At 73.0% G+C, this 22629-nt stretch carries 17 protein-coding genes; 6 read left to right on the forward strand and 11 right to left on the reverse strand.

Translation table 11 applies throughout. The features are described from left to right. The first annotated feature begins 141 nt into the window (after positions 1-141). The 3 genes from Pma05_RS33980 to Pma05_RS33990 all read left to right on the forward strand — a co-directional run bounded on the left by Pma05_RS33980 (position 142) and on the right by Pma05_RS33990 (position 5205). The gene (locus Pma05_RS33980; protein WP_203861618.1) at positions 142-1533 is read left to right on the forward strand and encodes a hypothetical protein; all 1392 of its coding nucleotides are present in this window, start codon (positions 142-144) and stop codon (positions 1531-1533) included. Beyond that, the gene (locus Pma05_RS33985; RefSeq protein ID WP_203861619.1) at positions 1530-3209 is read left to right on the forward strand and encodes a right-handed parallel beta-helix repeat-containing protein; all 1680 of its coding nucleotides are present in this window, start codon (positions 1530-1532) and stop codon (positions 3207-3209) included. Before Pma05_RS33980 ends, Pma05_RS33985 begins: the two co-directional genes overlap by 4 nt. A 163-nt stretch (positions 3210-3372) precedes the next feature. Then, positions 3373-5205 carry a serine/threonine protein kinase gene (locus tag Pma05_RS33990; RefSeq protein ID WP_203861620.1) on the forward strand — a complete coding sequence of 611 codons (1833 nt, stop codon included), beginning with the start codon at positions 3373-3375 and terminating at the stop codon, positions 5203-5205. Positions 5206-5211: 6 nt separating this feature from the next. Here Pma05_RS33990 and Pma05_RS33995 read toward each other — a convergent pair whose 3' ends face one another. From Pma05_RS33995 to Pma05_RS34020, 6 genes are read right to left on the reverse strand one after another with little or no spacing between them, the layout of a single operon-like run. Then, positions 5212-7437, reverse strand: a complete 2226-nt coding sequence (locus Pma05_RS33995) for a transglutaminase-like domain-containing protein (RefSeq protein ID WP_203861621.1) — start codon at positions 7435-7437, stop codon at positions 5212-5214. After that, positions 7434-8627: a DUF58 domain-containing protein gene (locus tag Pma05_RS34000; protein ID WP_239313680.1), complete on the reverse strand. Its 1194-nt coding sequence runs from the start codon at positions 8625-8627 to the stop codon at positions 7434-7436. The genes Pma05_RS33995 and Pma05_RS34000 overlap by 4 nt, the downstream gene beginning before the upstream one ends. A 2-nt stretch (positions 8628-8629) precedes the next feature. Next, positions 8630-9586 carry an AAA family ATPase gene (locus tag Pma05_RS34005; protein WP_239313674.1) on the reverse strand — a complete coding sequence of 319 codons (957 nt, stop codon included), beginning with the start codon at positions 9584-9586 and terminating at the stop codon, positions 8630-8632. Next, complete coding sequence (locus Pma05_RS34010) at positions 9583-11505, reverse strand: fibronectin type III domain-containing protein (protein ID WP_203861624.1); 1923 nt, start codon at positions 11503-11505, stop codon at positions 9583-9585. The genes Pma05_RS34005 and Pma05_RS34010 overlap by 4 nt, the downstream gene beginning before the upstream one ends. 52 nt (positions 11506-11557) lie before the next feature. Further along, positions 11558-12808, reverse strand: a complete 1251-nt coding sequence (locus Pma05_RS34015; protein WP_203861625.1) for a sensor histidine kinase — start codon at positions 12806-12808, stop codon at positions 11558-11560. A gap of 5 nt (positions 12809-12813) precedes the next feature. Then, positions 12814-13470 (reverse strand): response regulator transcription factor, encoded by a 657-nt coding sequence (locus tag Pma05_RS34020; protein ID WP_239313682.1) that lies wholly within the window; start codon positions 13468-13470, stop codon positions 12814-12816. Positions 13471-13590: 120 nt separating this feature from the next. Here Pma05_RS34020 and Pma05_RS34025 point away from each other — a divergent pair, with 120 nt between their 5' ends. From Pma05_RS34025 to Pma05_RS34035, 3 genes are all read left to right on the forward strand, one after another. Further along, positions 13591-15360 carry an AfsR/SARP family transcriptional regulator gene (locus Pma05_RS34025; protein ID WP_203861627.1) on the forward strand — a complete coding sequence of 590 codons (1770 nt, stop codon included), beginning with the start codon at positions 13591-13593 and terminating at the stop codon, positions 15358-15360. Between the two features lie 63 nt (positions 15361-15423). Next, positions 15424-16158, forward strand: a complete 735-nt coding sequence (locus Pma05_RS34030) for a LuxR C-terminal-related transcriptional regulator (RefSeq protein WP_203861628.1) — start codon at positions 15424-15426, stop codon at positions 16156-16158. Positions 16159-16195: 37 nt separating this feature from the next. Next, positions 16196-16849 carry a winged helix-turn-helix domain-containing protein gene (locus Pma05_RS34035; RefSeq protein ID WP_203861629.1) on the forward strand — a complete coding sequence of 218 codons (654 nt, stop codon included), beginning with the start codon at positions 16196-16198 and terminating at the stop codon, positions 16847-16849. Between the two features lie 63 nt (positions 16850-16912). On the opposite strand, the gene Pma05_RS34040 is transcribed toward Pma05_RS34035, so the two are convergent. From Pma05_RS34040 to Pma05_RS34060, 5 genes are all read right to left on the reverse strand, one after another. After that, a complete protein-coding gene (locus Pma05_RS34040; protein ID WP_203861630.1) occupies positions 16913-18043 on the reverse strand; it encodes an ABC transporter ATP-binding protein in 1131 nt (376 codons plus the stop codon). After that, positions 18040-19794: an ABC transporter permease gene (locus tag Pma05_RS34045; protein WP_203861631.1), complete on the reverse strand. Its 1755-nt coding sequence runs from the start codon at positions 19792-19794 to the stop codon at positions 18040-18042. Before Pma05_RS34045 ends, Pma05_RS34040 begins: the two co-directional genes overlap by 4 nt. Continuing rightward, positions 19791-20852, reverse strand: a complete 1062-nt coding sequence (locus Pma05_RS34050) for an ABC transporter substrate-binding protein (protein ID WP_203861632.1) — start codon at positions 20850-20852, stop codon at positions 19791-19793. Before Pma05_RS34050 ends, Pma05_RS34045 begins: the two co-directional genes overlap by 4 nt. A gap of 99 nt (positions 20853-20951) precedes the next feature. Then, a complete protein-coding gene (locus Pma05_RS34055) occupies positions 20952-21692 on the reverse strand; it encodes a response regulator transcription factor (RefSeq protein WP_203861633.1) in 741 nt (246 codons plus the stop codon). Beyond that, positions 21689-22504, reverse strand: coding sequence for a sensor histidine kinase (locus Pma05_RS34060; protein ID WP_203861634.1), 816 nt, complete (start codon positions 22502-22504; stop codon positions 21689-21691). The genes Pma05_RS34055 and Pma05_RS34060 overlap by 4 nt, the downstream gene beginning before the upstream one ends. Positions 22505-22629: the final 125 nt, after the last annotated feature.

The raw sequence follows: 22629 nt of genomic DNA on the forward strand, positions 1-22629 counted from the left end.
AGAGTGAGGATCCCGTGCGCTCTCCCCTGGTGATGGCCACGCTGGCCACGACCGCCGGCAGTAGCTCAGGCGGCGCATCGCCGCGCGACGCGACCCGCCCGGTACGGGCAGCGGGTGAACCGGCGGGGCGGGAGGTCAGCCATGACCGCCGCTGACCGAGGCGCCGCCTCCGGGGCAACGGTCCCGGCGCCCGACCGGACGGCCGGGCCGCCGGGCGCCGGCCAGGCCACGCCCGCCGAGCCGGCACGGGTCGCCCCCGGCACCGCGCGGCTCACCGTGGCAGCCGCCCATCAGGCCGCCGGCCGGACCGCAGCCAGCCGACAGGCAGCCGGCCAGACCATGGCCGCCCGACAGGCCACCGGTCAGACCACCCGGTCGGTCCCGGACGCCCGGCCTCTGGTCCCAGCCCGGACGACCCCGGCCCGCGCGCCGAACCCCACGACAGTCGCCGCCGGACCGCCGCCGCAGACTGCACCGGACGGCAGCCAGCGCCGGGAGTTTCTCGCCAACCTCAACCTGGTCCAGGTCGTCTGCTGGCAGGTTGCCGTGCTGGCTGTGGCGCTCGCCGTCCGCCAGCCGGTGCCGGTGCTGGTCTGCGTGGCGGTCGGTGCGGCGGTACTGGTCGTGCTGACCACCGTACGGATCGGCGGTCGCTGGCTCTACGAGCACGGCGCGCTGGCCGTCGGCTACCTGTCGCGTACCCGACGCCGCGACCTGCCCGAAGACGCCGGGAAGACTCCGGCGCTGCTGGACCTGCTGATCCCGAACTGCGCGGTACAGGCCGTCGAGACCGGTCACGGGTTGGCGATGACCGCCAGCCACCGCGGTGGCCTGACCGCCGTGCTGCAACCGCACGGCGGCGGCACGGATCTGATCGACCGGTTGCCCACGCCCGCGGCACTGGTCCCGCTCGTCGACGGGCAGCAGCGTGCGTTGGGCGTCCAGACGGTGTACCACGCCGGAGTCCGCCGGGACGTCCCGGCGAAGGTGTGGCTGGCCGTACACGCCACCCGCGGCGTCGACGTTCCCGGCGACGACGAGCTGGCACTGGTCCTGCGCAACGCCATGCGCCGGATGCGACGCATGCTCGGCCGTGCGGGCGTACCGACCGAGCCGCTGGCCGAGGAGGCGGCGTTCGCGATGCTCGCCGGGCTGGCCCATGTCACCGGGGGACGCAACCAGGTACGCGAGGACTGGCGGTTCTGGCGCACCGGGCCCGTCCATCAGGCCGCCTTCGAGCTGCGGGGCTGGCACCGCCTCGCCGACTCGCATGCGCGGCGGTTGGTCGGTGAGCTGCTCACGGCGCTCACCGGCGTCGCCGTCACGGTGACGCTCGCCGCCCGGTCCGATGACGACGGGCCACGGGTGGACGCCGTGCTGCGCATCGCCGCGACCAGCGAGACCGCCATCGAGACGGCACTCGCCACCACGGTGGTACGCGCCACGGCCTGCGGCGTACGCCCCGCTCGACTCGACGGCACGCAGTCCCGTGGCGTGGCCGCCTCGCTTCCGATCGGAGTGTTTCTGAAGTGACCGCACCTGCCGTAAACGACGGCCCCCACCCGGGCCGGCCCGGCCCCCGGACGCTGCTGGTCTCGCCCGGGCGGCACGGCGCGTACCAGACAATCGGGGCGGCGCTGCGCGACGTACCGGACGGTGGCGTCGTCTCGGTCGCGGACGGCAGCTACCCGGAGACGTTCGAGCTGCTCGACCGCTCGCTGACGGTACGGGCGGTCGACGGTGCGACAGTGGTCCTGGACGGCTCCGGCGGCGACTGGCCGGTGCTGACCGTACGGGGCGGGTCGTTGACTCTGGAAGGGGTCGAGGTGCGCGCGAGCGTCGCCGCCATCCAGGTGGAGAACGCGCACCTGACGGTCGAGCGGTGCACGATCAGCGCCCGGGTGGGCCCGGCGATCAGCGTACGGGGCTGCCCCCGGTTCGCGGTGCGCCGATGCGCCATCTCCGGCTCGGCCCAGGGCATCGTGGTGGAGAGCTCGTCCGGCCGGGTCGACGACACCTCGGTTGACGACGTGGCCAGCGACGGTGTGGTGGTCGGGCTCGGTGCCGACCCGGAGATCCGCAACTGCACCATCTCCGACTGCGGGCAGCGCGGCATCTACGTCTACCAGTACGCCCGCCCGGTCATCGAGGGCTGCGACATCTCCGGTACGACCGGCCCGGGCATCGCGGTGGCGCACCAGAGCCGACCGGTCGTCCGCCGTACCCGGGTGCGGAACGTGCAGGGCGTCGGGATCGCGTTCGGCCCCGGCTGCGCCGGCTCGGTGGAGGAGTGCCAGCTGGACAACACCGCCGAGCCGAGCATCGAGGTCGCCGAGGGCGCCACGCCGACGGTGACCGAACCCGCACGACACCCCGCCGCCACCGGCGACGTCGGGCTCGACGACCTCCTCGCCGAACTGGACGGCATGGTCGGCCTGGCCGCGGTGAAGGCGGAGGTCCGGGCGCTGGTGGACGAGATCCAGGTCAACGAGTGGCGCCGCAAGGCGGGGCTGCCGGTGGGCGGCGTCAGCCACCACCTCATCTTCACCGGGGCGCCCGGCACCGGGAAGACCACGGTGGCCCGCACCTACGGAAAACTGCTCAAGGCGCTCGGCGTCCTCGCCCGCGGCCAGTTCCACGAGGTCTCCCGACGCGATCTGGTCGGCCAGTACATCGGGCACACCGCGGAGAAGACCACGCAGGTCTTCGAGGCGGCCAAGGGCGGGGTGCTCTTCATCGACGAGGCGTACACCCTGTCCAGACAGGCCGGCTCCGGCGGCGACTTCGGCCAGGAGGTGATCGACACCCTGGTCAAGCTGATGGAGGACCACCGGGACGAGGTCGCGGTGATCGTCGCCGGCTACACCGGGGAGATGTCCGACTTCCTCGCCGTCAACCCCGGCCTGGCCTCGCGGTTCTCCAAGACCATCGAGTTCGAGAACTACACCCCGGAGGACCTGCTCCAGATCATCGGCCGGATGGTCGCCCAGGGCGACTACCTGATGGACGACGACGCGCGCCCGGTGCTGCTGGACTACTTCGACCGGATATCGCGCGACCCCAACTTCGGGAACGCCCGGGACGCCCGCCGGCTCTTCGAAGGGGTACGCAAGGCGCAGTCACAGCGGCTGCGTGCACTCGGGCGGATGCCGGACGTGACCGAGTTGCGTGCGGTGACCGCCGCGGACGTACGGACGGCGAGTGCCTGACCTGGCCTGGCCCGGAGCCGCTCCCGGCTCGTTCCCGTCCCACGGCAGCAAGCTGCCGCCCCACGCCGGGCCGGAATCCCCGTTGCCTAGCATGAACGAGACGACCCACAGTGGCACCGGCACGACAGCCAGCGAAGCTCGCCGCCGGAGAGGACACCACCGCATGACGACCGATCCCCCCGACGGCGAGCTGGTTCCGCTGGGTGTTGGTCCGGTGGCCACCGTGTTGGCGGGCGTGCATGCCACGGCCGGCGAGGCGTTCGCGCTGAAGGTCTTCCCCGGCCGGATCGACCGGCGCACCCGGGCGGAGCTGAGTCGCGAACTGGCCCGGCTCTCCGCCCTACGCGCGCACGCCCCGGTCCTCGTCGCCGACCGCGTCGAGGAGCGCCCAGACGGCCGCTGTGCCCTGCGCATGGAGCTGTGCGCACAGTCGTTGCCGGAACTGCTCGACTCGTTCGGCCCGCTCTCCGTGGCGGACACCCTGGTGCTGGGGACCGTCCTCGCGACGGCGCTGGCAGCCGCCCACGCGGCGGGACTCGTCCACGGCGGGGTCGTCCCCGGGAACGTGCTGTTCCGGCCCTCCGGCGAGCCGGTGCTGTCCGACTTCGGCCTCACGTTGCGCCACGCGTTTCCCCGCGATCCCCTGCGGACGGCGGACCTCCTGCCGCCGGAAACCGTACGGGACGGCACGGCCGACGAGCGATCCGATCTCTACGGCCTCGGCGTGGTGCTCTACCTGGCCCTGTCCGGCCGCTCCCCGCATCAAGGCCCGCCCGGTGAGCGGCCGGAAGAACGCCTGTTGCGCGTGCTCGGCGACGCAGTGCCACCGCTCGATCGCCCCGGGGTGCCGCCGGAACTGGTGCAGGTCGTCGCGGCGCTCCTGGCGACGGACCCGGCGGACCGCCCGGTCTCCGCCTCGGCGGTGGCCGCGCACCTGGACGCGCTGCGGGTACGGGTCGCACCGGCGGACCAGCCACCGCCTGCCGACCATCGGCCAGAGACCACAGGCCAGCAGTCGCCCGCCGACCAACAGCCAGAACCCCCGGACCATCCGTCGCCGGACCCGGATCACCAACCGGCGCCTGCGGAGCAACGCGGGTTCGACGACTTCGCCACGTCGAGCCCGCCCGAGCCGACACCGCCAGAACCCACGAACCACCCGTCGCCGGACCCGGATCACCGACCGGCGCCTGCGGAGCAGCGCGGGTTCGACGACTTCCGCACGCCAGGCCCGGTGGAGCCGGCAGCGCCAGCGCCGACAGTGGAGAAGTCGCCGGCCCCGGGAGCGGAACCGCCCGAGCCCACGGCGGCAGCATCGATCCGGCCGGCGGAACCGCCGGCGACCGTGGCGGAAGCACCAGCGACCGTGGCGGAACCGCCGGCGACCGTGGCAGAACCGCCCAGTTCCGGAGTCGAACCACCCGACCGGACGGCGGAACCGCCGGAGACCACAGCCAAGACGCCGGAGACCACAGCCAAGACGCCGGATCCCGGCGCAGAGGTCTCCAGTCCTGCGGCACCACGGCCGCACGGGGAGCCGATTCTCGTCTTCGGCTCGGAGAAGCGGCTCCGGCGCGCCACCCGTACCCGATCCCTGCTGATCGGGGTCGGGGGGTTGGCGCTGCTCGCGGCGGTCGCCGTACCGCTCCTGCTGAACCGGCCCGGCGAGCTCACCGTCCCACCGGCCCCGGCGGGGGTCGGGGTGGTCGGCACGGCGAGCAGCCCGGCCCCGGTGGTACGGCTGGAACTGGCCGATCCCGCCGATCACGGCAACTTCGTGGAACTGTCCTGGCAGAGCAACGAGCCGCTGAACTTCGCCGTGATCGTCGCGGCCGAGGGCGAGGCGAACCGGACGATACTGGCGCAGCGGAAAACCACCTATCGGGTACCCGTGGATCCGGTACGCCGGTACTGCTTCGCGATCCAGGGCACCGACGGCAACCAGGTGTACGAGAGCGACCCGAAGCCGATCCGTGGTGCCCGCTGCGTGAAGTGAGGCGGATCAGCGGGGTGGCAGCAGCGCACGCGGGTCGAGCAGCGCCCGGAGTCGGGCCCGCCAACCGCGCCGGGCCAGTCCACGACGTACCGCCCGCACCGCCGCCCACGCCTGGCGGCCGTCCCGCTCCCCCGGCGCGGCCGGCGCCCACAGTGCCCGGTCGACGATGGCGGCCAGCTCGCGGATGGCGGTCACCGTGGATCGATCGGCGACGGCGGTCGCGCTGGTCGCCAGGTCGCGTACCGTCATCCCGGCCGACATCAGGACACCGTGTGCGCGAAGTCGGTCCCGGACCTCCTCCCAGGCGCCCACCACCGCGCCCGTACCCGGGCGGCGCCGGCGGCGCCAGGCCCGTCCGGCCGTCGCCGCGGGTACCCCGACGATCCACACCGCCAGCAGCACCACCGGGGCGGCGAGCAGCAGGCGCCACGCCGCGGTGCCCGGCAGGCCGCCACTGTCGGGTCGCTCCACGGCGGCCTGCTGGAGCGCGACCGACGGGTCGCGGAGCTCCTCCGGTGCGGGAAGCTGCGCCCGTACCTGCGCCGCGGCGGCGGACAGCCCGGCACCGGACGCGGCGCCCGCGGCCGACGACACGCCCGCCGGATCCAGCGGTACCCAGCCGATCCCCCGCACGGCGACCTCGGGCCAGGCGAGTACGTCGCCGTTGCGGACCGTGTACCGCCCGTCCGGGTCGGGACTGGTCGGTGCGCGAAAGCCGACGACCAGGCGCGCCGGGATGCCCCGGATCCGCGCCAGCGCCACGTACGCGGCGGCGAACTGTTCCGTCGTGCCCCGCCTGGCCTGCAGCAGGAAGTCGGCCAGCTGTGGCCAGGAGTGCCCGGTGGGCAGGTCCTGCCCGGTGGCCAGCCGGTAGTTCTCCCGTAGGAAGCGTTCCAGCACCAGGGCAGACTGGAAGGACGGGCGCAACCCGCCGGTCGCCCGCTCGGCGAGTTCGGCCACCCCGGACGGCACCGGGCCAACGCCGCCGAGCCCGCCCGGGGCGAGCGGGTCGATCGCGGCACTCGCGAGCGCCTCGGCGTCGACCGCCGGCTGCCACCAGCTCAACGTGTACCGTGCCGCACCGTCGGATCCGGGCAGCAGCAGCGTTCCGTGGTCCTCCTCGACCAGCGGATCGACATCGCGTACCCCGGCGGGCCAGGTCTGGCTCGGCAACCACGGGCCGGCACCGGCGGCGTACGCGTCGATCTCGGCGGACCGGGCCCGCACCGGTACGGTCACCGCGGGGCCCGGCCGCAGCTCGATACCGAGCCGCCGGTACCGGCCGCCGGGGTGCCAGTTCACCCCGTCGAAGCCTTCAAGCACCACCAACGGCCACCGGTCCACGCCCTCGCCGCCGCTCACCCGGAACACGGCGGTACCGGGGTGGGCGAGCCGGTACGCGATCTCGTCCAACGGGCTGGCCACCCGGGTCTCGGCGAGCGGGGCCGTCCGGTCCGCGCCCAGCGAGTATCGCGGCGGTACGGTCGGCGGCAACAGCCCGGCCAGCATCACCGCCACCCCGGCCAGGGCCACCGCCGGGACGATGCGCGGCAGCAGGGCCGCAGCCGCGCCCCAGGCAGCGACAACTCGGCCTCCGCGCCGGTGGCCGGCGCTCCGGACCGGGCGAGGGCCGGACCTCGGTGGTCCCGCACGGTCGGACTCAGTCCCGCCGCTGGTGGCAAGCAGGACTCCTCCGAGCGCGGCGTAGCCGAGCGCGGCGGCGACCGCCGGGCCGGGCGGCAGCGGGGCGTAGAACTGGCTGAGGAGGGCAACGGCGAAACTCGGTGCGAGGGCCAGCAACGGGCTGCCCAGCCGGTCCAGCAGCTCGACCCCGAGCACACCGGCGAGCACCACCAGCAGCGGGACGAACAGCAGCAGCTCGGGATCCGGCCGGGCCGGCCAGGTCGACTGGAGGGCGAGCTGCCAGGAGTCGGTGAAGCCGGCGGCCAGTGCGCGCAGCGTCCGCCCGGTGGGCAGCCCGGCCACCGTCGTCGACCGGAGCACCGTCTCGACGACGGCCAGCAGGCCGACGACCGCCAGCAGCAGCGGGCGCCAGGGCAGCAGGGCCTTGCGCCGGGCACAGGCCAGCGTGGCCAGCAGCACCGCCAGCGCCGGTACGCCGATCGGGAACAGCAGCGCGGACACGCCGAAGACCGGTGCGAAGAGCATCCCCACGACGACGGCCGTGAGTACCACGCACGTGGCGGGTACGGCCCGGGGTAGCGGGCTCATCCGAGCGTCTCGTTCCACCGGCGTACCGCCTGTTCGGCGCTGTCCGCGTGCAGGACCCGGCACCGGGTCGCCGCGTCGGGCCGGCGGCGCGCCGGCTCCGGCTCGGCAGGGCTTTCGCCGGACGGCCGCCCGGAGCCGTCCCCGGTCCGGCCGAGGACGATGACGACGATCATCGGAAACCGATGCCGCAACGCGGTCAACACGGCGAGCGGCGTCTCCCCGGCGGTGACCGCCACCAGGCAGCCGCCGGCCGGGCCGCTCGTGGCCAGCGACGGCGGCACCAGGCCGGCCGCCCGTACGTCGTCCCGCCCCAGCTCGCACAGCTCGTCGAGCAGCCGGCGCGCCGCGGGTGCCCCGCCGGCGACAACGAGGTCGAGACCGGCCGAGGTGACCAGGCGGGTGTGGTGGCCCGCCCGGGCTGCGGCGCCGAGCAGGGACGCCGCCAGGTCCACCGCTTCCTCGAACTCGGCGGCAGTGAGCGGGGCGGGGCGGGTGTCGAGCAGCAGGGTGAACCTCGGCTGTTCCGGATCGGCCAGGTCGCGAACCATCAACCGCCCCGTCCGGGCGGTCGCCTTCCAGTGCAGGTGCCGTACCTCGTCGCCGGGGACGTACTCCCGGACGTCCAGGAGCTGCGCCGAACCCCGCAGCGCACCGTCGGTGGGGCCCTCGTGGTGGTGCCGGGGGTAGCCGGCCATCGGCGCCCGCGTCGGAAACTGCCGGGGGTGCACCCACAGGGTCGCCGACTCCCCGACGTGCGGCTCGCCGCGGGCCAGCCCGAACGGATCCACCCCGTGCAGCGTCAGCGGGCCCACGGTCAGCCTGCCGCGCACGGCGGTCGGCAACTCGTAGTGGTGGACCGCCTCAGCACCGGCCGCCAGGGCCCGTACCCGGACGGTCCGGGTCGCGCCCCCGGCCGCGTCGGTGGCCACGAATCCGCTCCGCCGACCACCGCCCGGATTGCGGACCCGCAGGCTGGCCAGCGCGGGTCTGCCCCGCTCGACCCGTTCGGGGTAGACCGAGCGCCGCACCTCGACCGGCCGGCGGCGCGCGGTGAGCAGGACGGCTGCCAGCACGGCGCCGAGCAGTACCGCACCCAACGCGCGCAGCATCGGGTAACCGCCCCAGAACCCGAAGGCGAGCAGCGGCACCGCGACGGCGAGCACGACGATGCCGCGGCGGGTCAGGCGCACGGTCAACCAGCCGCGCTGGCGGCGGGCGTCGGGACCGAGGCGAGCAGGTCGGCGACGATCTCGACGCCGGCCCGGCGGTTCATCTCGGCCTCCGGGGTGAGCACGAGCCGGTGGGCCAGTACCGGCCCGGCCACGTCCTTGACGTCGTCGGGCGTGACGAAGTCGCGTCCCTCGATCGCCGCGAGCGCCCGCGCGGTACGCACCAGCGCGATGCTGCCCCGCACGCTGGCTCCGTACCGCACCGCGGGGTGGTCGCGGGTCGCCGCGGTGAGCCGGGCGGCGTACTCGTACACCGCTCGGTCAAGGTGCGACGTCCGTACCTCGACGATGGCCTCCCGCAGCGCCGCGACGTCGACGACCGCCGGCAGGTCGTCCGGGGTCACCCCCGCGCAGTCACCCATCATCACCAGCACCTCGGAGTCGAGGTCGGGGTAGCCCACCGACAGCCGCATCAGAAACCGGTCCAGCTGCGCCTCGGGCAGTCGGTAGGTGCCTTCCAGCTCGATCGGGTTCTGGGTCGCGATGACCAGGAACGGCCGGGGTACCTCGTGTCCGGTCCCGTCGATCGTGACCCGCTGTTCGGACATGACCTCCAGCAGCGCCGACTGGGTCTTCGGGGTACCGCGGTTGATCTCGTCGGCCACCACGATGTTCGCGAACACGGCGCCGGGGTGGAAGGTGAACCGCTCGTCCTTCTGCTGGTAGACGGTGACCCCGGTGATGTCGCTCGGCAGCAGGTCCGGGGTGAACTGGATCCGGCTCCACCGTCCGCCGATGCTGCGGGCGAGGGCCCGGGCGAGGCTGGTCTTGCCGAGCCCCGGCACGTCCTCGATCAGCAGGTGACCCTCGGCGAGCAGGCCGGCGACGGCCAGCCGTACGAGCTCGGGCTTGCCGCGGATCACCCGCTGCACGTTCTCGGAGATCCGCGCGGCGATCTCCGCCGGGCTAGAAGCGCTCACCCTGCCCTCCACAGGTGGTGATTGGACTCGACGCCGTCGACGGTGACCCAGACGTACGACCCGACGGAATCGTACGGGAAGTCCTCGAAGGTGAGGTTTCCACTGCTGTCGGTACGCCGGGTGGCGCCCGGATTGAAGTCCGGCCACCTGCTGGAATCCGGCTTGATCAGGTAGGCGGTGTTCGGGCTGAACCCGCGCAGCACGATCCGGAGGTACGCGCAGTCCGGCTCGTGGCACCTGTCCTCGTACGTGGTGTCGCTGCCCCGGGAGACGGTGACCGACCGGGGTGGTGGTGGCACCGTGGCCCGTACGGTGGCCGGCGATCCGCGCCCTGCGGAGTTCCGCGCGACCACGGTGATCCGGTAGGTGGTGTCCCGGGTGAGACCGGTGATCGTCGTCGAGCGGGCGCCGCCGGGCCGGGTGGCCGAGCGGCTGGTCCCGCCCGCGGCCGGCACCCACGTGACCTGGTACGCGCTGACCGCGGCTCCGTTTGCGGCGGCGCCGCTCCAGGTGACCCGGAGATCGGCGCCCTGGCTGGTCGCGCGCAGGTTCCCCGGCATCCCGGGCGGGCTGGCCGGTATCGAGCGGGGCGTGGAGGCAGTCCGCCGTGGGGAGCTCGGACCGTCCCCCGTGGACCTGTCCGGGGGCGGCGGGCCGGGGCTGGGCGAGCGCGGGCCGGGATCGGGCCCGGTGGACGGGGGAACCGGGGTACCCGACGGTCCCTGCCCCTCGTCGCCCGTCACCGGCACCAGCCCGACCGTGCCGCCGGGGTCGACCACCAGCACGTGCCGGCCCTCGGCGCCGTCGACGTAGACCCGCTCGTCCTCACCACGGAGCAGCGTGGGTTCACCGGCCTCCGGTGGCAGCGGGGTGCTCCGCTGCTGCTCGCCGGCGCTGTTGTAGGTGAGCACGGCGTTGCGTTTCAGGTCCAGCAGCACCACGGACGACCCGGCGACGGACGGGGCCGAGTACGTGCCGTCGGGCAGAGCGACCGTGACCGGCGGCGCACCGGTCCGGCCCGCGTCCAGCCCGGCGGCGTCGACCAGCTGCATCCGCCGCGCGGTGGGATCGAGGATGGCGACCCGGCCACCGGCGTCGACCGGCGCGACGCGTGCGGTGGGCGGGACGTCCAGCCCGATCGGCGTCGGGCGGCCGAGGCCGTGCTCGGTGACCCGGCTCAGCGTGTCCGCCGCGGTGTCGACGAAGACCGGCTGCTTGCCGACCACGGTGAGCGCGCCGGTGTGTCCGGCCGGCGCGACGGCCGGGCAGGAGATCCGGTCGGTGCGGGCCGCCAGCCGGCAGAGCACTCCGGAGTCGACGCGGTGCAGCCAGAGCGTGCCGTCCGGGGTCACGACGGGCTCACCGAGTACGCCGCCGGCCGGAATCGTCGCCGGGGAGTCGCCGAGCCGCACCACGCGCCCGGCCTCCCGGTAGACCAGGTACGGCCCGCCCGCCACCTCGATGGCGACCGGACGCTCGTCGGTGGGCGGGGTGAGGGTCCGTTCGACCGCCAGGCTCGACTTGCCGAACTCGATGACCCGGGAACGGCCGACCACGTAACCGCTCGTGTCGCCCTGCACCACCTGGCTGCCTGGTTCGATGCCGGGCACCGCCGCCCGGGCGTCGACCCGGCGTGCGGACCCGTTGACGTGGACGACCTGGCCCAGCGACGGGCTCGCGACCCAGTGGCCGCCCTGGGCGAATCGCAGCTCCGGGGTCGGCGCGACCGCCCCGGTGGCCGCTGCCGTCACGGCGGCGAGGCTGGCGCCCACCAGCAGCACCAGCGGCAACCGTCGGCGCCACAGCGGCCCGCGGTCACGCCACGAGCGGGCGTCGCACCAGGCGCGAAGGCGGTGCCGCAGGCGCATGCCGCGCCAGGAGCGTACGAGGTGGCGAAGCGAAATGCCCAGCTTGGTCACCCAACGAGCATAAGAGGCCGGGTACACGATCGGTCCATCATCGATACAACGCTCAGGAATCGGAGGTGGGCAGGACGAGTTCGAAGATCGCGCCACCCTCCTCCGCGTTGTAGACGCGCAGCACACCGCCGTGCGCCTGCGCCACCCAGCGCACGATGGAGAGACCGAGTCCGTTCGACCCGCCGCCGCTGTTGAACCGGTCGAATTTCTCCTGCGCCATCGCGGCGTCGATGCCCGGTCCGTGGTCGGCGACCATGAGCCGCCCGCCGGCGACGGTGATGTGGACGATCGCCGAGTCACCCGGCCGCCGGCCGTGGCGCAGCGCGTTGTTCAGCAGATTGCCGACCGCCCGCTGCATCAGCACGGGGTCGACGTCCACTTTCGTCGGCGCGGCGGTCACCGTGACCTGCGCCCCGTCAGTCGGGGTCTCCTCCACCATCGTGGTGACCAGTTGGTCCAGCCAGACCGGCTGGATGGCGAGCTGCTCGACACCGGCGGCCAGCCGGGCCCGTACCAGCAGCCCGTCGATGATGCTGCCCATCCGCACCGCGAGCTGGACGGTACGCGGCAGCAGGTCGGCGCGCTGGGTGGGGTGCTCCAGTGCCGTCTCGGCGAGCGCGCGCAGCGCCGCTACCGGCGTACGCAGGTCGTGCGCGGTGTCGGCGAGTAGCACCTCCTGCTGTTCGAGGGCGGCCGCGGCGGGCCGGAGCGCCCAGCCGGAGAGCAGGTGGCCGGCCACCCCGACGGCGCCCACCAGCAGCACACAGCCGGCGACCGCGAACAGGAGTACCCGGTTGTGCCGGTCCCGCTCCGGTCCCGCGTCGACGGCCGCGACCACGGCGCCGATGTACTGCCCCTGGGAGTTGCGGAACGGCTCGGCGCCGACCCGGACCAGTTCCCCGCCCGTCGCCCGGACGTAGCCGTTGAGCAGGCGGCCGGTGCGCACCGCCTCCGCCGCCAGGCTGGCGAGCAGCGCCGGATCCAGCGGTACGCAGCTCTGCTGACTGAAGTGGCCGGTGAACCCGTCGGCGTCGCCGGGCAGGATCGCGAACTGCGGACACCGGGTGTTGAGTTCGTCCTCGCTGACGAACGCCGTGATGAGGGTGCCGTCGTACTCGATCAGCCGGGTCACGGTGGAGGTCACCCGGCGCAGCTCGCCGTCGAGCCGTTGCTCCCCCAGGTCCGCGTCCAGCCGAATCGCGAGCCCGGCGAACACGATCGAACCAGCGGCGGTCACCATGGTGAAGAGCAGCGCGAGCCAGCGGCGCCGTCGGTGCAACCGGGCCGTCGTCGGGGTGGCCACCGGGGTCACCGCGGCCCGGCGAGTCGGTACCCGTGCCCCCGTACGGTGTGGATCAGCTCTGGTTCGCGCAGCTTCACGCGCAGCCGCCGTACCACCACGTCGACCACGTTGGCCATCGGGTCGGTGCGGGTGTCCCAGCAGTGCTCGATCAGCTCGGCCCGGCCCACCGCCTGCTCCGGCCGGGCGATCAGGTATTCGAGCACGGCGAATTCCTTCCCCGTCAGGGTCAGCAGCACGCCGGCGCGGCGGACCTCCCGGCGGGCGCAGTCCACCACGAGGTCGGCGTGCCGCAGCACCGAGGGGCGCGCCGAGCCGGCCCGCCGGACCAACGCGTGCACCCGGGCCGCCATCTCCGCCACGGCGAACGGCTTCACCAGGTAGTCGTCGCCGCCCTGGGCGAACCCCGCCACCCGGTCGGCGACACTGTCCCGCGCGGTCAGGAACAGCACCGGTACCGCCCACCCCTGCTGCCGGCGGCGGTGCACGTATCCGATGGCGTCGCCGTCGGGCAGCATCCGGTCGAACACGACGCAGTCGTACCTCCCGGCGGAAAGCGCCGCGTCGGCGGCGGCGATGTCGGCCGCCTGGTCGACCCGCAGTCCGGTTCCGAGCAGTTCGGTGGTGACCGCCAGCCGCAGGTTCTCGTCGTCCTCGACCACCATCACGCGCACCGGGGCCCTCCCGTGGATCGTGTCATCGGAACCTCATGTACCGGGACGGATGCTAGTGCCCAGTGAAAGCCGCCGCTGGCGGCGCGGGTCGATCGAGGAGATACGGCATTGGTGCTCTTCCACGTGCTGGGCCCGCTCGAGGTGCACTGCGCCACCGGCACCCGCTCGATCGGCGCGGGCAAGCGCGCGGCTCTGCTGGCCATCCTGCTGACGAAGCCTAACGTCTGGTTGACGACCGACGAGTTGATCGCGACCATCTGGCCGGAACAGGCCGTGCCGACCTCGGCAGAGGCCAACCTGAAGACCTATGTCTGGACGTTGCGCCGGGGCCTGCCGGACCACAACGGTGGCCCGCGGATCGAGAGCCGTCCCGGCGGGTACCGGATCCGGATCGGTCGCGGTGAGCTGGACGTCGACCGGGTCGGCGAACTCGCCGAGCAGGCCCGGCTCGCCTCGGCGGGTGGTGACCCCGGCACCGCGGCCGCCCGGCTCGAACAGGCGCTGCGGATGTGGCGCGGGCGGCCGTTCGCGGAGCTCGACGGGGCGGCGGCCACAGAGGTGCTGACCAACCTCGACGACCTGCGCCTGGGGTTGGCGGAACGGCTCGCCGAGGCCCAGCTCGCGGCGGGTCACGGGCAGGACGCCCTGATCACGCTGCGGGCGATCACCGTGGACGCCCCGCTGCGGGAGGCGGCCTGGGCACAGCTGATCCGGGTACTTCACGTGACGGGCCGGCGGGCCGAGGCACTGGCCGCGTACCGCCAGGCCCGGGAGTTCCTCTCCGCCGAGCTGGGAGTCGAACCGGGAACCGCGCTCACCGAGGCGCACCGGCTGGCGCTGGGCGATTCGCACCGGACGGCGCTCGGCGGCACCCCTGTCGGGTCGGTACGCCGGGAGCTGCCCCGGGACGTACCGCTCGCCGGTCGCCGGGCCGAGCTGGCCGCCGTACGCCGGGCCGCGCACGACGCCGTGCCCGTGGTGCTGGTGGAGGGCATGGCCGGGGTGGGTAAGACCGCGCTCGTGGTACACGCGGCCCACCAGTTGGCGGCGGACCATCCGGACGGACAGTTCTTCGTACGCCTGGGGGACGCCGGTCACCCCGGTACGTCCGGAGCGGCGGCCGCGCTGGACCGGCTGCTGCGCGGCGTCGGCGTACCCGACTCGGAGATCCCGCGCGACCTGGACGAACGGTCCGCGTTGTGGCGCTCGGAGCTGGCCCGGCGGCGCGTACTGCTGGTGTTGGACGACGTCCCCGACCCTGATGCGCTGGCACCGCTGCTGCCCGCCGCTCCCGGCTGCCTGGCCCTGGTCACCACGCGGAACCGCGGCTGGCATCCGGGCGGCGCGACCCGGATCAGGCTGGCACCGCTGGGAGCGGAGGACTCGGCCGCGTTGTTCCGGTCCGCGCTCGGTGGGCGGGGTGCGGACGCGGACCAGCGGACCCTGCTCGCCGTCGGGCAGCGCTGCGGTGGGCTTCCGGCCGCGCTGCGCGACGCCGCCGCCCGGTTGCAGTGCCGACCGCACTGGACACCGCGGCGGCTGGTCGAGGAGCTGGACGACGATCCGTGCCGGGTGCTCTCCGACGCGGTACGACGCTCGATGGTCGACTCCGGTCGCCGACTGGCCGGTCGGGAGCTGGCGGCGTGGTACGCCCTCGGCGACCTGCCGGGCGAGTTCGGACCCCCCGCCGCCGCACGGGCGCTGGGGGTCACGGTGGGCGCGGCGCGACTGGCCCTGGAGACGCTGGTCGACCAGGGCCTACTGGACGTCGCCAGCGCGGACCGCTACCGCAGCCACGTCCTGGTCCGGCATCTGGCCCGGTGTACGGCGCCGGCCGGCCGCCCGCTTCGGGAACACCACCGTGACCGCCGGGTCGCCTGAGGCGGGCGGCACACCGATGACCGCCGATCCGGGCAACCGCACGAGTGGCCGAGGAGGAGCCCCATGACCGTCAACCCGCTGACCACTCTCCGGGACCGGTGCTCACCGGCCCGGCCCGCTCGCCCGTCCGTGCCGCACCGGTACGGGCAGCCGCTGGTGTTGTCGACCCATGCCGCGATCACGGCGGCACTGGCGGCAGCGAACCACGACGTCCTCATCGCCAGCACGCAGTGCACGGCCGGGAACGAGCCGCTCGGCATGCTCCGGCGCATCGACCACGAGAACCTGCGGCGCGGGGTGCGTTACCGCGTGCTGTTCCCCGACCGTGCCCGTACCGTCCCGGCGCTGGCCCTCCAGCTGGGCAGCCTCGCCATGGCCGGTGCCGAGGTACGTACCGCGTCCGACGTCCCGACGGACGCGACGGTGGTCGACGGGGCGGTGGCCATGCTCCCCTTCGAACTGCCGGACAGCCGGTCGGGTGACGTCGCGGTGTTCCACCTGCCCAGTGTGGTGAGCGCGGTCGTCGAACTCTTCGAGCAGGTCTGGCCCTCGGCCGTGTCGCTCATGGCGTCGGACGTACCGGACCAGGCCGGGCTGACCGAGCGGGAGCGGGAACTGCTCAGGCTGCTCTCGGTGGGCTGCACCGACGAGTCGGCGGCGAACCGGCTCGGCGTCTCGGTGCGTACCGTTCGCCGGACGATGTCCGGGATCATGAACCGGCTCGGCGCCCGCAGTCGGTTCCAGGCTGGGATCAAGGCGGCCGACCGCGGCTGGCTGGTACGGCGACCGGTCCGGTGACCCCGATGGACGCGCCGGCCGGATACCGTGTGCGGTTGTGCGGGTACTGATCACCGAGGACGACGACATTCTCCGGTTGGCCCTGGACGCGTCGCTGCGGGGTGCCGGGTTCGCCGTGGACACCGTGATCGACCTGCCCGAGGCTGACGAGGCGCTGAGCGTCAACGACTACGACTGCGCGGTGTTCGACCGGATGCTGCCGGCCGGCGACTCGCTGCGCTACGTGGCGGGCCGCCGGCGAACCGGGTGGGACGTGCCGGTGCTGTTCCTCACCGCGCGGGACGCGGTGAGCGACCGGATCGACGGACTGGCCTGGGGCGACGACTACCTGGTCAAGCCGTTCGCGGCCGCCGAGCTGGTCGCCCGGGTGGGCAGCCTGTGCCGGCGGGGCGACACCGGCCGAGCCCCGGTGCTGCGGCACGGCGACATCGAGCTGGACGTCGGAAGGCACGAGGTCCGGCGCGCGGGCCGGCTACTCGCCCTCACCGTCAAGGAGTTCAAGGTGCTCGAACGGTTGCTGGCCGCGGGCGGCGAACCGGTCCGCCGCGCCGAGTTGATCGCGGTCGCCTGGGACGAGCTGGTCCCGCCCACGTCGAACGTGCTCGATGTGCTGATCGCGCAGCTGCGGCGCAAGCTCGGCACGCCACCGGTGCTGCACACCGTACGCGGAGTCGGTCACCTGCTGCGCTGACTCCCGCCGCTGGCGGGACCACCCCGCCCCACCTCGCCGCCGGACCGGCCGGACGGCCGCCGGTCAGTCCCGGGTCAGCAGGTAGGCCCGATCCGGGTCGATCCGCACGTTGACGTTGGTGCCCTCGGCGAGGGCCTCCCGGGGATCGGCGCCGGGGTCGGTCACGGCCAACGTGCCGCTGGTGGTCTCGATCTCGTAGTCCACGGCCGGTCCGTGGAACGTCGAGCGGAGCACGACGCCGATGCCGGTCCGGCCGTCGGTGACGGGCGTCAGCTTCATGGTCTCCGGCCGGGCCATCAGGTAGGCGTTGTCGTCGTTCGCCGACACCGTCGGGTGGGCCGCCGCGGTCAACCGCTGACCGAGGGCGTGCACCACGGCCCGGCCGTCGCTGACACTCTCCGGCACCACCTCGATGAAGTTGGCCCGCCCGATGAAGTCCGCGACGAAGACACTCGCCGGGCGCAGGTAGATCTCCCCCGGCACGGCCACCTGCTCGACCCGTCCCTGGTTCATCACCACGATCCGGTCCGACATGCTCATCGCCTCGTCCTGGTCGTGCGTGACGTAGATGCTGGTGATCTCGAACATCCGCTGGATCCGGCGGATCTCCGCGCGCATCGAGCCCCGCAACTTGGCGTCCAGGTTGGACAGCGGTTCGTCGAAGAGCAGCACCTTCGGCTGCACGACCAGGGCCCGGGCCAGGGCGACCCGCTGCTGCTGGCCGCCGGAGAGCTCGTGCGGGCTCCGGTCCTCCAGACCGACCAGGTTCATACTGGTCAGCGCCATCCGCATGCTGGTGGCGACCTCCTCCCGGCTACGCCGACGCAGCCTGAGCCCGTACGCGATGTTCTCGCCGACCGTGAGGTGCGGAAAGAGCGCGTAGCTCTGGAACACCATCGCCATCGGACGCCGCTGCGGGGGCATCGAGTCGATCACCTTTTCGTCGAGCCGGATCTGCCCGCTGGTGGCGTCCTCGAATCCGGCGACCATCCGCAGCGTGGTGGTCTTGCCGCACCCCGACGGCCCGAGCAGCGTGATGAACTCGCCCGGGGAGACGTCGAGGTCGACCGCGTCGACGGCGGTGACCGTGCCGGTACGGCTGGCGAACGTCTTGGTCAACGCCTCCAGACGCAGGCGTCCGGTGCCGGCACCGGCGGACTCGGCGACGGCCAGGTCGGGCACCACAACGGTCATCGTTTCGGCCTTTCGTTGTCGGTGGCGACGCGGTTCAGGTTGGCGCCCGCGCCGACGATGAGACGGATGAGCGCGAAGGCCGCCAGCACGATGGCGGTCAGCACGGTGCAGTAGGCGAACGCCACCCCGTACCGGCCGGTGCTGGCGGCGCTCAGCACCTGGGAGGTGATGATCTTCGTCTCCGGCGTGACCAGCAGGACGATCGTCGAGATCGAGGTCATGCTGCGGGCGAAGCTGTAGCTCAGGCCGGTCAGCAGCGCCGGCCGCATCAGTGGCAGGGTGACCCGCCGGAAGGTGTGGAGCGGACCCGCTCCGAGGTCCGTCGATGCCTGCTCGATCTGCGGATGGATCTGGGTCAGGGCCGCGACCGCGGTGCGCTGGCCGGCGGGGAGACTCCGGATGACGTATGCGACGACGATCGCCGCCGCCCCGCCTGCGATGGCGCTGCCGCCGACCAGGCTGGGGAAGACCTCGACCGGGCCGAGCCACCGCTCCGGCCGGTACGCGAGCACGAAACCGATCCCCAGCACCGTGCCCGGTACAGCGACCCCGAGCGTCCCGGCCAAGTCCAGCAGCCCGGCGGCCCGGCGCAGGTGCCGGACCACGAGCCAGGCGATGACCAGCCCGAAGACCGCCGCGATCGGGGTGGCGAGGGCCGCGAACATGACGGTGTCGAGCACGGCTTCCCGCCCCACCCCGGCGACCACCTCCCGGAGGTACTCCAGGGTCAACGTGTTGTCCACGCCGAAGACCCGGGTCACCGAACCGAGCAGCACCGTGCCGTAGATGCTGACGATGAGTGCCGCGGCCAGGAGCGCGAGACCGAAGATCGGCCACCGTACCCAGTTGTCGATCAGGTGCACGCTGCCCGACGGCCGCCCGGTGATGGTGGTTCGGACCTTGCGGTTCAGCCAGTACCGCTGCGCGACGTACAACCCGAGCGAGGGCACGAGCAGGATGACGCAGTAGACGGCGGCGCTGGTGGTGTCGTACTCGCCGGTGACCGCCAGGTAGGCCCGGCTGGCCAGCACCGTGTAGTCACCGCCGAGGACGAGCGGGTTGGCCAGGTCGGCGATCGCCTCCACGAAGAGCAGTAGGAATGGCGCCACCAGCCCCGGTGCCAACAGCGGCAGGATGACCGTGCGCAGGGTCCGCCACCGGCTGGCCCCGAGGTTCATCGCGGCCTCCTCCAGTGCCGGGTCCAACCCGCGGAGCATGCCGAGCAGGCCGAGGTACGCCACCGGGAAAAGCGACAGGGAGAGCACGAAGACCAGTCCGTCGAGCCCGTAGATGTCGTACTCCAGGCCGAGGAGGCCGTTGCTGATCACGCCCCGCCGGCCGTAGAGCACGACGGTGGCGGTGGCGACCGCGAACGGCGGGCTGACGATCGGCACCAGCGCCACCACGTGCAGGATCCGTTTGCCCGGTACGGCGAGGCGGGTCTGGACGAAGGCGAAGAGGAACCCGAGCGCCGTCCCGCAGAGCCCGACCAGGCCGCCCAGGACCAGCGTGTTGCGCAGGATCGTCAGGTCGACCGGGGAGCTGAAGAAGCGCGCGTAACGCGGCAACGCCTCCGGGCCGAACGCCGCCGCGAGGACGGCGACGAGCGGGACGACGCTGCCGACCGCCACCAGACCGACGCAGGCGACGAGCAACAGTCGGATGCCGAGGTCGAGCCGCCGCCGGCGCCGGCGGCGCGGTGGCGCCGCCGGGCCGGGGGCCAGCTCCGGTTCGTGGATCAGGGCGGTCATGACTTCGGCGCCTGGGCCACTTCAGCGTCGAACCGCCGGTTCAGCGCGGTCTTCGCCGCACCCGCCGCGACCGCGTCGTATTCGACCAGCCTGATCGTGCTGAGATCCACGACCTTCTCCGAGACCTTCGCGCCCGGATTGGTCGGGAACTGGTACGACTTCACCGTCGGCCCGATCTCCTGTGCCTCGACCGTCAACGCCCAGTCGACGAACTTCCGGCCGCTCTCCGGGTTCTTGGCGCCGCTGACCAGCGCCACCCCACCGGTCTCGTAGCCGGTTCCCTCGGACGGGAAGGAGACCACCAGGTCGGGGAAGCCCGCTTCCTTTGCCGCCACGCAGTCGTGGGAGAAGATCACCCCGACCGCCACCTCGCCACGGGCCGTCATCTGGGCGGGTGCCGCACCGGACTTGGTGTACTGCAACACGTTCGGGTGCAGCCGGCGCATGTACTCCAGCGCCTTGTTCTGGTCGCCGCCGACGAGCAGCACCTGGGTCCAGAGCGCGGTGTACGCCGTGCCCGAGGTGGACGGATGGGCGATACCGACGTCCTTGGCCAGTTTCGAATCGAGCAGGTCAGCCCAGGAGTCCGGCACCTCGATCCCGGCCTCTCGTAGCAACTTCGGGTTGCTACAGAACCCGAGCGCCCCGACGTAGACGCCGGTCCAGAGCCCGGACGCGTCCTTGTACTTGGCCGGGATCGCGTCGGCGTTCGGCGAGGCGTACGCCTCCAGCATCCCCTCCGCGGCGCCGGCGGCGTAGCCGTCGGCCGGGCCGCCGTACCAGACGTCGAACTCCGCGTTGCCCTTACCGGCCTTGATCCGGGCCAACGCCTCGCCGCTGGAGAGCCGTACGAAGTCGGCCCTGACCCCGGTCGTCTCGCTGAACTGGGCCGTGGTCGCCGCGCACCACTCCTCCGTCCCGCCGCACACGACGTGCACGACGCCGCCGTCCGCCGTACCACCGGAGCCGTTGCCCGGCTCCCGGGCGCAGCCGGCGACCAGGGCGAGGACCGCCGCGCACCCCAGCCAGCTCACGCCGCGCCGAAATCGACTCGTCATCGAATCCCGACCTCCCAGGTTGTCGCAATGTTGCGGCCAGGTTAGAGGCGAGTGACAGAGGATCCGGTAACACATCCGTGAGCCCTGGTGACACCGCCGTTACCTGGATCCGCCCTCAGGGGCGTCGCCGAGGGAGTCCGGCATCAGATAGCCGACACCGCGCAGGGTGCGGATGCACTCCGCTCCGTCCGGGGTCGCCGCCAACCGGGAGCGCAGCCGGTAGACGGTGGACTTGACCACGTCCCGGCCGCCGATCAGGTCGGTCGTCCCCCACACCGCGCGGAGCAGGTCCTGCCAGGACTGCGGGGTGCCGCGTCGGGCCGCGAGGTGGGCGAGCAGCTTGAACTCGGTGTACGGCAGGTTGAGCTGACGGCCGGCGAGTACGACGGTCCGGTTGGTCAGGTCGATCACCAGTTTGCCGACCCGGATCGCGGAGCCGGTGTCGCGGCGCCGGCGTACCAGCGCCTGGGCCCGCAGCGCCACCTCGCGGGGGTGGAACGGCTTCGTCACGTAGTCGTCGGCCCCGTGCTCCAGCCCGGCGATCACGTCGTCCTGTTGGGACAGTGCGGTGAGCAGCATGATCGGGACCTCGGACCGGGCGCGGATCAGCTGGCAGAGGCTCAACCCGTCCATGGTCGGCATGAGCACGTCCAGCACGACCAGGTCGATCGGCCGGGTCCGCAGCAGGTGCAGCGCGGTCGCGCCGTCGTACGCGACGACCACGGAGAACCCCTGGGTCTGTAGGGCGAACTCGATGATCACCGTCATCTGCGGTTCGTCGTCGACGACCAGGGCCGTCGGACCGGACCGGTCGGGCCGGGCTTCGACCGGACCGGTCACGACCCGGTACCGGCCGGCGCGGTCCGGGGCAGGGTGAAGAGGAATGTGGTTCCCCGCCGCGACGCGGTGTGCACCATGATCTCGCCTCCGTGTAGCTCCACTATCGTCTTGGTGATGACCAGGCCGAGCCCGGTCCCGTCGGCCAGCGGTCGGCCGGTGGCGAACCGGTGGAACAGCCGGTGGCGCTCCTCCCGGCTCATGCCTGCCCCGTCGTCGGTCACGTAGACGGCGATCCCGGTGTCGATCGGCGTTACCCTGACGTCGATGCTGCCACCGGTGGTGGTGAACCGGCTGGCGTTGGAGAGCAGGTTGGTCAACGCCTGGGCCAGCAGCATCGGATCGGCCTCGATCCGCAGCGTCACCTGCGGGGCGTCCAGGCTGACCCGCTGCTGCCGCTGCGCGCAGAGTGGACGCATCGCCGTGACGACGTCCCGGGCGACCACTGACAGGTCCACCCGTTCCAGTTTCGGGGTGAAGAGTCCCGACTCGATCTTCGCCTGGATCAGCAGGCTCTCACAGAGCCCGATCACCTGGGTGGACTGGTGGTCGAGCACCTGGAGTAGCCGGCGCTGCGCCGGAGTCAGCGGGCCCGGCATCCCCTCTCGGAGCAGGTCCACCGCCCCTTTGATCATGCTGAGCGGGGTCCGCAGTTCGTGGCTGAGCGAGGTCACCTGGTCGGCCCGCCCCTGCACCGACTGCTCCAGTTCGACGAGCTCGGCCCGGAGCCTGCCGCGGGTGCGGCGGCCGCGCAGCGCCATCAGACCGGCGCCGGTGAACCCACCCGCCAGCACCGCGAGCGTCACGAGCCACATCGATCCCATCTCTCGGCCGAAGTCCGGGTTTCAGCTGCCCATCAGCTCCTCGGCGCGCACGCGTCACGATCGGCCGGGGTGGCAGGGAGCTGGATTACCGGTGACATCGATGTGCCCTCTTTCCG

This window comes from Plantactinospora mayteni (genome assembly GCF_016862935.1).
Taxonomy (GTDB): Bacteria; Actinomycetota; Actinomycetes; order Mycobacteriales; family Micromonosporaceae; genus Plantactinospora; species Plantactinospora mayteni.

Bases quoted from the DNA above. Each gene is read 5' to 3' on its own strand.
- Pma05_RS33980 (WP_203861618.1), top strand. From the start codon at position 142: ATGACCGCCGCTGACCGAGGCGCCGCCTCCGGGGCAACGGTCCCGGCG.
- Pma05_RS33990 (WP_203861620.1), top strand. From the start codon at position 3,373: ATGACGACCGATCCCCCCGACGGCGAGCTGGTTCCGCTGGGTGTTGGT.
- Pma05_RS33995 (WP_203861621.1), bottom strand. From the start codon at position 7,437: ATGAGCCCGCTACCCCGGGCCGTACCCGCCACGTGCGTGGTACTCACG.
- Pma05_RS34020 (WP_239313682.1), bottom strand. From the start codon at position 13,470: ATGGTGGTCGAGGACGACGAGAACCTGCGGCTGGCGGTCACCACCGAA.
- Pma05_RS34030 (WP_203861628.1), top strand. From the start codon at position 15,424: ATGACCGTCAACCCGCTGACCACTCTCCGGGACCGGTGCTCACCGGCC.
- Pma05_RS34040 (WP_203861630.1), bottom strand. From the start codon at position 18,043: ATGACCGTTGTGGTGCCCGACCTGGCCGTCGCCGAGTCCGCCGGTGCC.
- Pma05_RS34045 (WP_203861631.1), bottom strand. From the start codon at position 19,794: ATGACCGCCCTGATCCACGAACCGGAGCTGGCCCCCGGCCCGGCGGCG.
- Pma05_RS34050 (WP_203861632.1), bottom strand. From the start codon at position 20,852: ATGACGAGTCGATTTCGGCGCGGCGTGAGCTGGCTGGGGTGCGCGGCG.
- Pma05_RS34060 (WP_203861634.1), bottom strand. From the start codon at position 22,504: ATGTGGCTCGTGACGCTCGCGGTGCTGGCGGGTGGGTTCACCGGCGCC.